This window comes from Neochlamydia sp. TUME1 (assembly GCF_000813645.1).
GTDB lineage: Bacteria > Chlamydiota > Chlamydiia > Chlamydiales > Parachlamydiaceae > Neochlamydia.
In genome coordinates, this window is record NZ_JRXI01000156.1 from 1 (window position 1) to 15209 (window position 15209).

Consider the following 15209-nt stretch of genomic DNA (forward strand, 5'->3'; position numbering starts at 1 on the left):
AATTTTAGCTTTATAACTGCATTTTAAGCTCTTTTACAGGATGCCAGGCAAGAAGAGGAAGATAATTTAAGGCTAGCATTTTTTATTCCTCTTTTGCTTAATCTCGCCAGGTTTGCCTAACTTTAGATTCCTATTAAAAAACTTCTTGTCTAGGTAAACCTTAAGATGATATGATGCTTTCTTATTCATTAAAAGCCTAAGCTATCCATGACCATTCAATACTCAGTCGTTATCCCTCTTAAAAATGAGGAGGACAATATTGTTGAGCTCATTGAAGAACTTGAGCCCATCATGCTCAGTTTAAAAAAACCTTGGGAGCTTATTTGTGTAGATGATGGATCTACAGATCAAACGCTTGCTCTTTTAACTCACTTATTGCATAAAAAAAATTATCTAAAGCTGCTAATTTTTAAAGAAAACTATGGACAATCTAGCGCCTTTGCCGCAGGTTTTAAAGCCGCTAAAGGAGAATTTGTAATCACCTTAGACGGAGATCGACAAAATGATCCTGCAGATATTCCTAAACTCGTGGAAGCAATCAACAATTGTGACTTGGTATGTGGAGTACGCGTCAATCGTAAAGACCCTTTGTCAAAAAAGCTTATCTCCACAGTAGCTAACTTGATTCGGCGTTCAATTTGTGAAGATGGCGTAAGCGATACAGGTTGCTCTTTAAAGATCTATCGCACCTCTGCTTTGCATAAAATCAAAATGTATAATGGCATGCACCGTTTTCTTCCGGCCCTTTTTAAAATTGAAGGATTGGAAGTACAAGAAGTTGCTGTTAACCACCGCGAGCGTATAAAAGGCAAAACTAAATATAATTTTTTTAATCGATCTTTTAATACGATTGCAGATCTTGCAGCTGTACGCTGGATGAAAAAACGTCAGCTAAAATATCAGATTAATAAAGAATTACCATGAACGAGCAGTGGCGTGAAATCTTTTATCCCTTAGGATTTATAGCCTCCTTAGCTTTTGGAGCACGCTTTATCATTCAATGGCTTAGAAGCGAAATTAGTAGAAAAAGTGTAGTTACGCCTCTTTTTTGGAAGCTATCCCTGCTGGGAAATCTCCTTTTACTTATTCATTCCTTTATCCAGATGCAATTTCATGTAGGCATTGTTCAAGTCATAAATGCTGTTATCTCCTGGCGTAATCTTAATCTCATGAAAGAGACTTCCCAGGGCATGCCCACAGTAAGGGTGATAGAAATCATGCTAGGCTTTCTGGTACTAACGACTTGTGCTTTTTATTTTCAGCACCTTTACTTAGCCGAGAATAAATCTGCCTGGTTACGTTTACCTAGTCATGCATGGAGTTCTAATAGCTTGCCTATCCATAATTCTTGGCATATTGTTGGCTTTATAGGCCTCCTTCTATTCAATTGTCGTTTTTGGATACAATGGTGGCAAGTTGAAAAGACGCATACAAGCCAACTCGGCGCTTCATTTTGGTGGATTAGCCTTTTAGGAGCTTCTTTTTCAATCGTTTACTTTATTCGGATCTATGATCCGGTTAATATTATAGGCCCTGCTCTAGGCATTGTCCCTTATATTCGTAATCTTATGCTTCTTTCTAAAAATCCTACGTATGAAACGTGTGGGGAGGCTTATGAAAAGTAATGACAATCTCCATCCACATCTTTTTATTTTTGCTGGAGAGCCTAGTGGAGATTTACATGGTGCTCACTTAGTGAAAGCTTTTAAGGAGCTATATCCTAGCTGCTGGTTCAGTGGCGTGGCTGGCCCTGCTTTGCGAGAAGAAGGGATTGTCAACATTATGCCCATGGAAAAATTTGCTGTTATGGGTTTCTCAGATGTCATTAAAGCTTTGCCTAGTCTTTATAAACAATTTTATTATATACGCGATTATGTGTTAAGCACTTGTCCTGAATTAGTAATTTTCATCGACTATCCAGGCTTTAATTTACGCATGGCTCGTGCTCTGCGAAAAGCAGGATATAAAGGTAAGCTCGTCCATTACATCTGCCCTTCTGTATGGGCGTGGGGCAAAAAGCGTATCCAACATATGGCTAAAACATTGGATATGTTACTCACCATTTATCCTTTTGAAAACATAAGCTTTAAACCTACTTCCCTTAAAGTCCAATATGTCGGTAATCCCCTTCAAGAGTATATTTCCCAACATCTTTACGCCCCTTCTTGGAAAAGTCACTTTTGCCCACCCGAGCATTTATTGATTTCCATCTTTCCTGGCAGCCGAGAAGCTGAAATCAAAAATAATCTTTCTAAACAATTAGAGGCAGCTCTCCTTTTTCAAAAAGAAAATCCTTCTACGGCATTTGGTATCTCTTGTTCTAACGCATCCCTTAAACCGCTTATTGAAAAGATCCTTAAAAAGCATCGCTTGCTTCATGCTTTTATTGTGGATAAAGCACACACCTACGATTTGATGCGTAATAGTCATAGTGCCATAGCCAAATCAGGAACAGTTACCCTTGAATTAGCACTCCACTGCTGCCCTACAGTGGTGGTCTATCAGCTCTCTACCCTTAATTGGTTGATTGCTAAATTTATAATTAAATTAAATCTACCTTACTATTGTATCGTTAATATACTCAGTTGCCAGCGCTTATTTCCCGAGCTTATAGCAGAGGGTTTTACCCCTAAGAAGGTCGCAAAAGAGCTAGAAGATATTCATGCAGGCTCTTCAAGAGCACGTTGCCTAGAAGGCTGCCAGCAAATTGTTGAGCTTTTCCAAGGAACCCATGCCAGCCAGAATGCCGCGCAAGCTATACATTCTTTATTATCATGAAATCTATTAAACGCTATTTCTCTCATTATTTGGTCCCTCGTGTACTTGCTTATGCCGGTAAAGCTTTTTTAAAACTTTTACTGATGACCTGTCGCATTCAATTGGAAGGACTGGAGGAATTTTGTAAACATGCTAAGCAGGGAAATTGTATTCTTATGCTTTGGCATAATCGCTTGATGTTGGTAGCGACTATTTTTCAGAGCTATACTCCGCAATTTAATTATACGGCTTTTATTAGCCAAAGTCGTGATGGGGAACCCTTAGCATTATTCGCGAATAGTTTTAAAAATGGGCGTACTATACGTGTTAAGCACAATGCAAAGCATGAAGCTTTAAAGGAAATGATCAACAGATTAAAAAATAGTTTAGATATAGTTTTAATTACTCCGGATGGCCCACGCGGACCACGTTATCAAGTTAAGCCCGGTCTTGCTTTAGCAGCTAAACAGACAGCTGCTACCGTATTCCCTTTCAGCTGGTCAGCTAGCCGCTTATGGCAATTAAAAAGTTGGGATAAAATGATGCTTCCTCAGCCTTTTTCAAAGATTTGTATGACGATTGGCTCCCCTATATCCTATCCTGCTCACATTAATCTAGACCATTATTCTCATATGCTCGAAAATGCTCTTATAGATACCGATCAATCAGCTTATCTAAAGTTTAGCAATAGGCCTTTATAAATGATGATGAAACATTTTGATTCTTAGGGTGCCAGGCAACTAAAATCTATTGACAACAAGGTAATGATGAGTCATAACCATTCATTAAAACAGTTATTTTTTTAAGAGTAGAAGATTTATGGAAGAGACTAAAGCTATTCAAGTGCCAGCAAGTGAGATTCAAAATATTTTAAAATTTATACAAAATAAATTTTATCGTATACCTCTTTACCAATATCGCATTAATGCTGGATTTCCCTCCTTCGGTGAAGGAGATATCGAAAAAAGAATTGATTTAAATGAACTTTTGATTAAAGAACCGGATGTCACTTTTCTTTTAAAGGTGTGTGGAGACTCGATGATCAATGCAGGGATTCATCATAATGATATTATAGTCGTTGATCGAAGCATAGAGCCCTCGGAAGGAAAAATTGTTATCGCTTCTTTGAATGGTGAATTAACTGTCAAACGTCTACGTCGCGTAGCGGATAGGCTGATGCTAGTCGCTGAAAACAAAGCTTATGCCCCTATTGAAATCACTGAGGATACAGAATTACGCATCTGGGGAGTAGCAATAAGCGTTATTCACGCTCTTTAAGAGCTACGTTAAAGAGAAGAAAGCTTAACTAAAGACATGATCGGTAAGATGTTCAAGCTTTTCTTAAGCTCTTAATTTCATGGCTTTTAAGAGCTTTATCAAGAAAAAGTGTTTTCTTGTTTTAAATGGATTAGAAAAATGCTCAATTTAAAGCATCCCTGATTTGCATTAAAAGATTATTTTTAATCATATGGCTAACACCTTTAATGCTATTAAAAAAAGCTTTAGTATTGGAATGTCCATGGCATTTAATAACAAGGCCTTCTACCCCACATAAAAGAGCTCCTTGGTATTCAGCATAATAGAAAAGAGCTTGTAAATACTCTAAAGGCTCTTGTAAAAAGTTTAGAGGATGATCCTGCCGAGTTTCCCTTAAATATTCAAAAATAAAATCCGCAAGTCCTTCGCTCGTTTTAACAAGAATATTACCTGTAAATCCATCCGTCACTAATACATCTACCTTTCCATAGAAAACTTCCCGTCCCTCTATATTGCCATGAAATTCCATGTAAGGAACCCCATCTATAGAGTGCTGGCAGACATCTTTTAAAAGTTGATAAGCTTTACGAACGACAGAAGTCCCTTTTTTAGATTCCGACCCAATATTCAGCAGCCCAATTTTAGGTATTTTTATGCCGCTCGTGCATTTTTGATAGGCAGCTCCCATGTAAGCATACTTTACCAAATGCTCTGCTTTACAGGAGACATTGCCTCCTACATCCACAATAGCTAAGGAGCCATTTTTTGTCGGCAAAGTTGCTAATAGAGCAGGTCGTGTGATACCAGGCAGTTTGGGCAAAGAAAGAGTAGCACTAGCAACTAAAGCGCCTGTATTACCAGCAGAAACTAAGGCATCTATCTGCTTTTTTTTGAGAAGCTTGATTCCTACAGCGGTCGATGATCTTTTTTTCTGGCGTAGAGCAATCAGGGGGTCTTCCCCCATTTCTATGAAATTGGCCACAGGTAAAAAAGTTAAGCGATTGAACTTTTCTGCAGGCAGGCTTATTTTTGCTTTAGCCCTATGCTCGTCGATAACGGATTGAGTAGCTAACGCTATAAGCCTAAGAGAGGGATCTAATTGATCAAGCGCTTGAATAAGAGCATCAAAAATTATCGTTGGCGAGCTATCGCTCCCCATTAAATCAATCCCGATGCGCAATATTCAAGTTCTCCTTTAAACTAAGCTTTTCGAGCCATGACAACACGCCCATTATATTGTCCACAAGAAGGACAAACTACATGCGGCAGCTTAGGAGATTGACAGTTAGAGCAATTAGCTAATTGTTTAGGCTTTTTTGCATGGTGTGCGCGCTTAGAATTTTTGCGGGCATTAGAGTGACGGTTACGTGGTACTGCCATGGGGTGTTAACTCCTCATCAAATTATAAAGTTTATAAGTGGGCAAAGGGACGGTACCCTTCATCTTCTGAATTACCGTCGGGAGAATCGCTATCTCGAAAAAATTTATTAAGCTCGCCCCGATGAGGGCATTGGCCGTTATTGCATTCCGCAAAAAAAGGAGCGGTCAGCAAAATGTTTTCTCTTAGCATCTCCTGAAAGTTGTAAATTCCCGATTTTATTTCTTCTGCCGGCACGGTATGATAAAAATTTTCTAATTTTATCGGTGTTTTTACCGCTTCATTGCAGATCACACACGGGAGAGTGGCAAACGTTTGAATGTCAAAATGTAAGACCAAATCGTTTTCTGCTAAATAAGCTTCCCCTTCTACGACCACTGGGTCAACAAAGCTTAACTCTTTTTCATGAATATCTAAAAACTCAGGGCCAAGCTTTTCAACAATAGCTTCTGCATGGCCATCTCTAAGTTGTTCAACATATATTTTAAATGCTTCGTTCATTCTTAAAATTCTACTCAAAGAGTTGATTTTTATCCAGTAAAAAAGCAAGCCTAGCTTTCCTAAGCTTGCTAAAGTCTGCCAAAACCATCCACTTCTACTCATCTTGGTCTAAAAATTAACCTTATAGCCTAAGCAATTAATTTTTTAAAAATTAGAGGGTTGCTTTTCTATTATCCATTTTCCAAAGAAGCTTATTGGAATGATCGACCTTACTCTTTTTTCTAGCTAATAACAGGTTTATCGGCTATGATAGCTCTTTAAATCACGAAAGGTGTAAGGGCTTTTTCAATAGCCTAAATGCTAGGATGTTAATACCATAAAAGTTCAACATGTATCCAGGCATTTATTGTCTTTGGTAGATCACTTGAGTAAGCTTTTGGCCAGGCAAGGACGCTCCTACAGTTTTGCAAAGCTATCATGTTTTTCATACATAATCATGAAAGACGCTTAAGATAAAATGATCCTAGCCTATTGATCTCTAGACATCCCACGACTTAGCTCAAACACTTTTCGTCCAAAATTAGGTAATCACAATGGACGAAATCCTTTTAAATATTGAATCCAAAGAAATCCGCTATGCTCATCTGCGCCATGGCCAACTACATGACTTAATCGTAGAAAGAAAAAAAGAAAGACAGTTAACGGGCAACATCTACCGGGGCCAAGTTACTAATATTCTTCATAACATTCAATCTGCTTTTATTGATATTAATGAAGGAGAAAATGGTTTTATTCACATCTCTGACATCATTGAAAACACTAAAAAATTCGAGCAAGTCTATGAGATGGATTTTGATCTAGATTATGACATCAAAACTCTAGACGATAAGCAGCAGCAAAATTTAGATATCGAGCAGGTCATGAAAATTGACCAGAATGTTCTAGTACAAGTGGTCAAAGAGCCTATTGGTTCAAAAGGTGCACGTTTAACCTCTAACATTTCCATCGCCGGGCGCTATTTAGTCCTGCTTCCCAACTCCATTCACCGGGGTGTTTCTCGTAAAATTGAGGATCGCAATGTGCGTGAAAGATTAAAAAAGTTAATTCGCGCTTTTGAAATGCCCAAAGATATGGGCTTAATCTGTCGAACGGCTAGCGCGATTGCCACTCCTGAGATGTTGATTGAAGAAGCTAATGATTTGCTCAACACCTGGAATAATATCATGGAGAATTTCAAGAAATCCAGTGAACCCACTCTTCTATTTGCTGAATCCGATATTATCAAGCGTGCAGTGATCCATGCGGTCGATAAACGTTATGAAAGAATATTGGTAGATGACTATAACGTTTATCAAACATGCAAGCGCTTATACAGCCGCTACGCCAATGAGCATGCTCTATGCGTCGAATATTATCGGGATAAAGTACCTATGTTTGAACGCTTTAATGTAGAGAGGGAAATAGAGAAAACTTTACGCCGTAAAATTTGGCTACCTAGCGGGGGTTACCTCTATTTCGATCGTACTGAAGCCATGCATACGATCGATGTCAATTCTGGGAGAAGCTCTAGTAACAAGACAGACGTAGAAGAATCGTTAGTAAGGATCAACTTAGAAGCTACGGAAGAAATTGCGCGGCAATTACGTTTGCGCAACGTGGGAGGGTTAGTCATTTGCGATTTTATCGATATGCGTTTACGTAAAAATCAACGCCGAGTTTTAGAACGCCTCAAAGAATTTATGAAAGAGGATTCGGCAAAATGCACAATTTTAGGAATGAGCGAATTTGGCTTAGTTGAAATGACACGCCAACGTAATCGAGGTTCTCTACACCAGACTATCTTCTGCAGCTGTCCTTATTGCGGAGGCAGTGGCCTTGTTAAAACGCACGAAAGCATCTCTATCGAGATTGAAAGGGCCCTTAAAAAAGTAATTGGATGCCATCAGCAGTTTGCTTTAAAACTGATCATTCATCCTGAACTAGAAAAATACTTAAAAGTTATTGACCAACAGTATTTATTTAAGCTGGCCGAAGAATTAAATGCGCACCTTCAAATTGCTACTGATGACAATATGCACATCAACGATTATCATTTCCTATCCACGATAAATAATAAAAAAATAGATGTCTGAGGTTTGGCATGGGCTACATGAAACTATTGAAGAGCCTAAAAAGTGAGGAAGCCCTTAACTCCAAACAATATGAAATTCTTGAAGGCTTTTACCTAAGTTTTACTCAAGCTGTCACTGAAAATAATAAGCCTATGTCAGCTTATGAACCTATTATCACCCAATATCTACAATTTGTCATTCAGGAAAACCAACAACCTTATGCATTTGAGCCTTATCATCGTGCCATTCGCACTCCCTATGACTACTACCGTCTGGGATTAGAAATGATGCGCCCTCTTATTGCTTTTGCTCATTCTAAAATCCACCACGCTCGATATATTGAAGAAATTGAAACGCATTTAGCTAATCAAGAAAATGTTATATTATTAGCTAATCACCAAATTGAACCTGATCCTCAAGTTATTTGTCTAATGCTAGAAAAAGACCATACTCGTTTAGCGGAGGAAATGATTTTTGTAGCGGGACATCGAGTCATTACTGATCCTCTAGCCATTCCGTTTAGTAAAGGATGTAATTTATTATGTATTTTTTCTAAAAAACATGTAGAAAATCCTCCCGAAAAGAAACAAGAAAAGCTTCTTTATAATCAACGTGTCATGCATCAAATGAGCCAACTGCTTGCTGAAGGCGGCAAATGCATTTATGTTGCCCCCAGTGGCGGCAGGGACCGTGCCAATATAAATACCGGCCAAGTAGAAATAGCTCCTTTTGATGCCCATAGTATTGAGATGTTTTGGTTAATGGCTCAGCATTCTGGGAAAAAAGCCCATTTTTATCCTTTAAGCTTGTCCACATACGATTTACTACCGCCTCCTCAAAGTGTCGAGAAAGAATTAGGAGAAAGGCGCCAGGCAAAATGCGCTCCAGTACATTTATCTTTTGGACAGGAAATAGATATGATTAATTTTCCTGGGAGCCAACACTTAGATAAAAAAACTAGGCGCATAGCTCGTGCTCAATACATCTGGGAGCTTGTTATGCAGCAGTACTGTCTTACCAGAAGCTGCGCCCCTCTCCACCCTTTACAAGCAAGCTCATAGCAAGCATCTGATTGGTTTCCCTCTATAACCAATATCCTAGTAGCGCCCTCCTATTATCTTTAAAGATTTAAAATGCTTTTAATCATTCAAGCTTACGTTCCTTTTCCTCATTTCCCCAGCTAGAGGAAAATGTACTTTTTTGCTTAAGTTGCTCAGGCGTATTGATCAGAGTGTAATAAAGCCCCTTGGCTTTATCCATGTGCCCTTTTATAAGCAAGCCTAGACGGCGTTTATTGTCTTTGCCTATACAGGCATGCGCAAAGCTTAGTAACTCACCATGCGTGAGTGCTCTAAGCGCTTGAATTCGTTTATCTATCCAATCAAAACGCCCCTCATACTTGAAGGCTAAGCTATGTAAAAGAGCTCCCAAGGATTCCATATTATGGGGAGGTTTCTCAAGCTCTTCTAAAAGAGAATTTTTAATTATTTCAAAATTTTTGGGAGTTAAATAGTTTTTATCAATTCCCTGCAAAAAGCTTTCAATAAACAGTTCAAAGCGCGCTAAAAGATCGCGAGGATCATGAGTATTAGATTGTACCACAAATGCTAGAAATAGTTTACGTTCAATTTCTTCGGCTGCGCTAGAAATAAGATAACCTGTCTGCTGCCGGGTACGTAACTCAGCAAAAAAGGGCTCCTTCATCGCTTTCATCAATATCTGTTGGGCAGCACGTTCTTTAAGTGTAAAGCTAGAATTTTCGATAGCTAATAAAGTGGCACTGCCTTGGACGGGAATTTTCATTTCCAAGAGAAAAGGGCCTTCCGCTGAAGATAAATCAATGATTTCAGCGTGTTTGTGCATTTGCTTGGGATAAGGTGCGCTATCTAAAGTTTTGATTAAGTTATCTGCATATTCTTTAGCCTGATTTTCAGTGACGTTTCCATAAATCAATCCTTCAACAAAAGACTGCTTAAATAACGACTGGACATCTTCCTGGAACTTAGCAAAGGAAAGTTTACGTATTGCGCTTATTTTCTGATGCTCCGCGGCATATTTTTTATAGATCGTTTGTTGAAAGAGCTCTTTAGCTCTTTTTAAAGGGGCTCTCTTATTAAAGTTTTGATAACGCCTTAGCAGTGATTGTTTAATTATCTTAAACGCTTGTTCTGAAAGCTTTAGATCTTTTAGCTGTTTAAGAATTTCTTCAAATAAAAGAAAAGCATGGTCATTATAACCGGTGATTTTGAAAGCTAGCCCATACTCGGTACGTGCCACACTAAAATTTAAACCTGCCACAGTGGCCGCATAGCTAAATTTGCTAAGATTTTCTTCCACTGCTTTAATGTAGATATCGCCCATCACAATTTTATTAGCATCCCCTATATCTATCGCAGGAGTTCTAATATTAAAATTCAAATAAAGTTGAGGAATAAGGAAATGCTGATCTTTTGCATAGTAAATCGTACCATGTTCTGAGTCTTCAATGAGGTGAGGGTGAGGCAGACGGGAAAGGTGTGTCTCCTTGCTAGGTACGGCATGAAGCAAATCCAAAGATTTAGGTAAAAAAGGATTGGGAGGAGGCAAAGTAATCTCAGCAATAGGGGTAGCAGATGCCCATTCTTGCATTTTAAAAGGCTCTATAGTTTTCATTGCATAAGCCACCTGTAGCCACTCTTCTTGATGGGTAGGTTCTACTCCGGTCAAGGAAGAGGGTGCTTGAATTAAAAAACGACAGTTGGAGGGAGTCAAATAGTCCAATAAATTCTGAACATCTGCCTGGCTAAATTTTTGAATCACTTTAGTTTGCTCAGGATAAGTGGCTATATTTTCTCTAACTAAAAAGTCGGCATTTTTCATAGCCGCTGTAAACACCTCCTCGCGTTGTTGATATTCATAGTTGAGTAAGTTAATTTGTCTAACCTCATCATAGATATAGCGAGGAAAAGGCTTTTCTTTCATCAGCGCTAGAGTTTGAAAACAACGTAAGATTATACGATCAATAGATTGAACTCCTTTATCGGTAAGATCCATTTGCACAAACAAAACTAAATTTTTTTCTCCTAGATTAAAAGTGCTGCATCCTAAATTTTCTGCTAATTTTTCACGTTTCAATTGCGCTAATAAGCTCTCCTTACCTTCATGTCCTAATACCTGGCAAATCAAACGATCAGGGTAGGTATCTTTCATTTCAGCAAATTCTTGGGGTAAATCCCACACCAACGTTAATTTGCGTATATTTTGGATAGGGGTGATATAAAAAAGTTTAGCTTCCATGTCAGGATTGTTTAGATCCATAGGAGGAACATAACAAACCTTATGCTTATCAGCGACATCACCAAATTCATCAACCGTTAACCGTGTCATTTCTTCTAAAGGTAAGTTAGATACAAGTAATAAACGCATAATATTAGAGCTGTAATGCTCGTTATACCATGCTTTTAAGATCTCTTGCGAAGCGGCTTTTAAAGTAGTGGAATTTCCTATGTTAAAACGGTAATTAGGATGTCGAGGATTCTGTATATGCTTCATGACCATCACCTCGCGAACGTCATCGTTTTCATAGTTTTTAGCATATTCCTGATCAATAGCGTTCAATTCTCGCACAATCCCTGACACGTTAAATAAAGGCTCTTTAAAAAAGCTGGCAAAGCGATCTAGCGCTTGAGGAAAAGCTTCATTATCGATGGAAAACATATAAGCGGTGTGATCATTAGCAGTAAAAGCATTAGAAAATCCGCCATGTTCTGTAATAAAACGTTGAAATTCTGATTCGTTAGGATACTTCTTTGTCCCTAGGAAAAGCATATGTTCCACAAAATGAGCAAGGCCAGGATATGGGTCGGGATCTTGCCAACTACCTGCTCCTACAACCAGAGTTGCAGAGGATTGATCTGTTTGAGGATCGGAAATCAAAACGGCTTGTAGCCCATTGTTAAGTTTGATTTTAAGTACTTGCGTTTGAGAAAAGGTAGGAGTTTTGACCTTCAGTAAAGCTTTATCTTCAATCAAGGTATAGCCCTTATTTTCCAGCGCTGGTAAAAGGGGGAAACTCAATAAAGAGCCTATATATCCTAAGGTAATTATTAAATAATTGATCTTCATAGCTTTGATGGTAGAAGGTTTAAAAAAAATCGAATATAGGGGATCGGCCAAAGAGACTCAAGAAAAAATTGAGAAAATAGAAGAGTAGAAAATAGAATTAAAAAAGTTTAAGTTTAAGAGAGGCGACGTCTGTCCTAGCTAAAACAAGTCTCGCTTGCTTCTTCTCTCCTCTCCTTGCCTTTTAAAGGTTTTACATTTTATAATAAACGAAAAAAATAATCGAGGATGTTATCCCTTATGCTGGACATTAAGCTACTACGCAAAGATGCTAAAGGAATAGAGGCTAAACTAAAAACAAAAGATCCTAGCATCAATTTAACTATTGTGATGGATCTGGATACGCAATTGCGTACTCTAAAAACACAATTAGAGGCTTTAAAGGCCACACGCAATGAATTTTCTCAAAAAATTGGAGAGATGCGTCGCTTCAACCAAGATGCCAGTGAAATGGTTAAAGAAGTGGCTTCAATGGCCGATGAGATCCATTCGCTTGAGCATCAATGCCAGCAAGTAGAATATTCTTTTAATTACGAAATTTCTAAGCTTCCTAACGTTCCCATGGAGGATATTAAGATTTCTGCTGATCCTAAGGAGAATGTTATCTTTAAAGAGGTAGGAAATAAAAGAGATTTTGATTTTGCTTTCAAAAATCATGTCGAACTTAATGAAAAATTAAAGTTATTTGATTTTGAACGCGGCGCCAAAATCTCTGGCTCCGGATGGCCTGTGTATCGAGGCTTAGGAGCACGTTTAGAGTGGGCACTTATTCAATACATGCTTAGTGTTCAAATCAAAAACGGTTTTGAACAATGGATACCCCCTCTTTTGGTAAGAAGGGAAATTGCGTATGGATCCGGGCAACTGCCTAAGTTTGAAAATCAACAATTTAAAATTCATGATGAAGATTATAATCTTTATTTGATACCTACTGCAGAAGTTCCTTTAAATGGACTTCATGCTCAAGAAATTTTAAATCCAGAAGAGCTTCCTCTGAAATATACTGCTTACACGCCCTGCTTTCGCCGGGAGGCCGGAGCTGCAGGCTCTAACGAGAGAGGCTTAATTCGCGTCCATCAATTTAACAAAGTAGAAATGTTTTGCTTTTGCTCCCCTGAGCAAAGTCCTCTTCTTTTTGAAGAAATGTTAAATAACGCAGAAGAAATTTTGCAAGGACTAGAACTTCACTATCGCATGGCCTTGCTAGTAACAGGAGACATGTCCTATGCTTCAGCTCGTACTGTGGATATTGAAGCTTGGCTGCCAGGACAGAATCGGTATTATGAGGTCTCTTCTGTCTCCAATTGCACGGATTTTCAAGCCAGACGTTCAAATATCCGCTTTCGCTCAGGAAAGGAAGGAAAACCTGAATTTGTTCATACCCTCAACGGCTCTGGCTTAGCTACCTCACGTTTAATGGTTTCTTTGCTTGAAAACAATCAAAATGCGGATGGCTCCGTTACTATCCCTAAAGTATTGCAAAGCTATCTAGGAGTAGAAAAGTTAGTCCCTCATTAAGATGGTAAACTACTTAAAACCCAAGCTTAGTAAACATGATCTAACCTTGGTTAAGAAGATGAAAATTAAAAGCCACATCTCTGCATGTTTTTTTCAAGGGGTTACCGGTAGGCTTCCAAGGTTTAAAGCCTTTCAGCAGATGCTAAAAATATTTGTGTGGTAGCTTTGTCTTAACCTCCTTGAATGAGACTGGATAGGATAACCAAGAATGAAAAATTTAGGTAAATAATAAAAACAGATCAGAGAGGTATAAATTAAAATTTTTATGCTTACTTCTTATTTTTTACCCGCACCAATAAGCAAAAAGAATAAATATTCTAAAAAACCCATTTTTCCCTAACTTATATAAAAAACGGACTCCCCTCATGTCTCATTCGCTTATTGACGATTTAATGCTTTTACTCGATCAAGCTCCTACAGCTTGGCATGCAGTAGATTATATAGGCAGATCTCTCCATGCTGAAGGATTTACTGAACTGGAAGAAGCCCAAGAATGGGAACTAGAAAAAGGCAAAGGCTATTTTCTTAAACGTAATGGGTCTTCAATTTGTGCTTTTATCACTCCTCAAGAATCGTTCAAAAAAGCCCACCTTATTGCCTCACATACAGACAGCCCTGGCTTCAAATTAAAGCCTAACCCTGAATTTCGCCGTGATAATATGACGATGCTTGCTACCGAAATTTATGGAGCGCCTCTTCTCACCTCCTGGTTTAACCGAGACTTAGGCCTAGCGGGAAGGGTCTTTTTAGCTCATTCTAATAATGCAATCAAACAGGCGTTAGTTAATATTGATAGCTATCCATTAATCATTCCTCAACTTGCTATCCACCTTGACCGTGAAGCTAATGAAAAGGGCTCCTATTTTAACAAACAAGAGCATTTTTCAGCCTTGGCCGCTTTAGATGCAGATCCTCAGCAATCATACCTTTTGAAAATATTAGAAGATAATATAAAAGATTCTTTCGAGTATATCTTGAGCCATGATTTATTCTTATATCCTTTAGAGAAAGCTAAACTTATAGGCCCTGAAATGCTTAGCGGTTATCGCCTAGATAGCTTGGCCAGCGTGCATGCAGGTTTGACAGCCCTTAAAACCAGCCATCCGCAAAAAAATATTCTGAATTTAGCTGTTTTTTGGAACAATGAAGAAATAGGCTCAAAAACAGCCCAGGGAGCTGACTCCCCTTTTCTTTTACAGGTTTTAGAACGTATAGCCATAGCTTTAAAACTTTCTAGAGAACAATTTTTGGCTCTTTTACCTCAATCTTTATGCTTATCTGTAGATTTAGCCCATGCCTTGCATCCCAATTACATGGAAAAACACGATCCGCGTCATGCTCCTTTAATGAACAAAGGACCTGTAATTAAATACAATGCAAATCAACGCTATGCCAGCGACGCTCAATCTTCAGCTAGCATCGTCCATTTATGCGAAAAGCATGTCATTCCTTATCAATTCTTTTCATGTCGCAATGATATTCCTTGTGGTTCTACCATTGGTCCCCTCCAAGCTTCTCAAACAGGCATTACAACAGTTGACATAGGCTCACCCCAGCTAAGTATGCACTCTGCTCGTGAGCTTATTGCTACCCAGGATCATCTAGAAATGTGTCGCTTGCTAGCAGCTTTTTTGCAAAGTTGATTT

At 38.5% G+C, this 15209-nt stretch carries 13 protein-coding genes; 9 read left to right on the plus strand and 4 right to left on the minus strand.

Annotated features, from left to right (window positions below; translation table 11 throughout):
- The first annotated feature begins 207 nt into the window (after positions 1-207).
- From DB41_RS07600 to DB41_RS07620, 5 genes are all read left to right on the plus strand, one after another.
- Positions 208-924, plus strand: coding sequence for a glycosyltransferase (locus tag DB41_RS07600; RefSeq protein WP_039386079.1), 717 nt, complete (start codon positions 208-210; stop codon positions 922-924).
- The gene (locus tag DB41_RS07605; protein WP_052244005.1) at positions 921-1625 is read left to right on the plus strand and encodes a lipid-A-disaccharide synthase N-terminal domain-containing protein; all 705 of its coding nucleotides are present in this window, start codon (positions 921-923) and stop codon (positions 1623-1625) included. Before DB41_RS07600 ends, DB41_RS07605 begins: the two co-directional genes overlap by 4 nt.
- Entirely contained in the window at positions 1615-2778 is a 1164-nt protein-coding gene (gene lpxB, locus DB41_RS07610) for a lipid-A-disaccharide synthase (protein ID WP_039386080.1), read from the plus strand. Before DB41_RS07605 ends, lpxB begins: the two co-directional genes overlap by 11 nt.
- The gene (locus tag DB41_RS07615; RefSeq protein ID WP_052244006.1) at positions 2775-3458 is read left to right on the plus strand and encodes a lysophospholipid acyltransferase family protein; all 684 of its coding nucleotides are present in this window, start codon (positions 2775-2777) and stop codon (positions 3456-3458) included. The genes lpxB and DB41_RS07615 overlap by 4 nt, the downstream gene beginning before the upstream one ends.
- Before the next feature lie 118 nt (positions 3459-3576).
- The gene (locus DB41_RS07620; RefSeq protein ID WP_042243092.1) at positions 3577-4035 is read left to right on the plus strand and encodes a LexA family transcriptional regulator; all 459 of its coding nucleotides are present in this window, start codon (positions 3577-3579) and stop codon (positions 4033-4035) included.
- A gap of 142 nt (positions 4036-4177) precedes the next feature.
- Here DB41_RS07620 and plsX read toward each other — a convergent pair whose 3' ends face one another.
- Genes plsX through DB41_RS07635 form a run of 3 tightly spaced genes read right to left on the minus strand, consistent with a single transcriptional unit; the run spans position 4178 to position 5893 of the window.
- A complete protein-coding gene (plsX, locus tag DB41_RS07625; RefSeq protein ID WP_155117617.1) occupies positions 4178-5194 on the minus strand; it encodes a phosphate acyltransferase PlsX in 1017 nt (338 codons plus the stop codon).
- A 20-nt stretch (positions 5195-5214) separates the two neighbouring features.
- Positions 5215-5394 (minus strand): 50S ribosomal protein L32, encoded by a 180-nt coding sequence (gene rpmF / locus DB41_RS07630; protein ID WP_039386081.1) that lies wholly within the window; start codon positions 5392-5394, stop codon positions 5215-5217.
- A gap of 31 nt (positions 5395-5425) precedes the next feature.
- Positions 5426-5893 (minus strand): DUF177 domain-containing protein, encoded by a 468-nt coding sequence (locus DB41_RS07635; protein WP_039386093.1) that lies wholly within the window; start codon positions 5891-5893, stop codon positions 5426-5428.
- A 533-nt stretch (positions 5894-6426) separates the two neighbouring features.
- Between DB41_RS07635 and DB41_RS07640 the strand changes: the two genes are divergently transcribed.
- Positions 6427-7965 (plus strand): Rne/Rng family ribonuclease, encoded by a 1539-nt coding sequence (locus DB41_RS07640; RefSeq protein ID WP_039386082.1) that lies wholly within the window; start codon positions 6427-6429, stop codon positions 7963-7965.
- A gap of 17 nt (positions 7966-7982) precedes the next feature.
- Positions 7983-9005 (plus strand): 1-acyl-sn-glycerol-3-phosphate acyltransferase, encoded by a 1023-nt coding sequence (locus tag DB41_RS07645; RefSeq protein WP_238578466.1) that lies wholly within the window; start codon positions 7983-7985, stop codon positions 9003-9005.
- Positions 9006-9087: 82 nt separating this feature from the next.
- On the opposite strand, the gene DB41_RS07650 is transcribed toward DB41_RS07645, so the two are convergent.
- Positions 9088-12000 (minus strand): insulinase family protein, encoded by a 2913-nt coding sequence (locus tag DB41_RS07650; RefSeq protein WP_162180934.1) that lies wholly within the window; start codon positions 11998-12000, stop codon positions 9088-9090.
- A 285-nt stretch (positions 12001-12285) separates the two neighbouring features.
- Here DB41_RS07650 and serS point away from each other — a divergent pair, with 285 nt between their 5' ends.
- Both serS and DB41_RS07660 read left to right on the plus strand, forming a co-directional pair.
- Positions 12286-13563 (plus strand): serine--tRNA ligase, encoded by a 1278-nt coding sequence (serS, locus tag DB41_RS07655; protein WP_039386084.1) that lies wholly within the window; start codon positions 12286-12288, stop codon positions 13561-13563.
- A gap of 365 nt (positions 13564-13928) precedes the next feature.
- Positions 13929-15206, plus strand: coding sequence for a M18 family aminopeptidase (locus DB41_RS07660; RefSeq protein WP_039386085.1), 1278 nt, complete (start codon positions 13929-13931; stop codon positions 15204-15206).
- Positions 15207-15209: the final 3 nt, after the last annotated feature.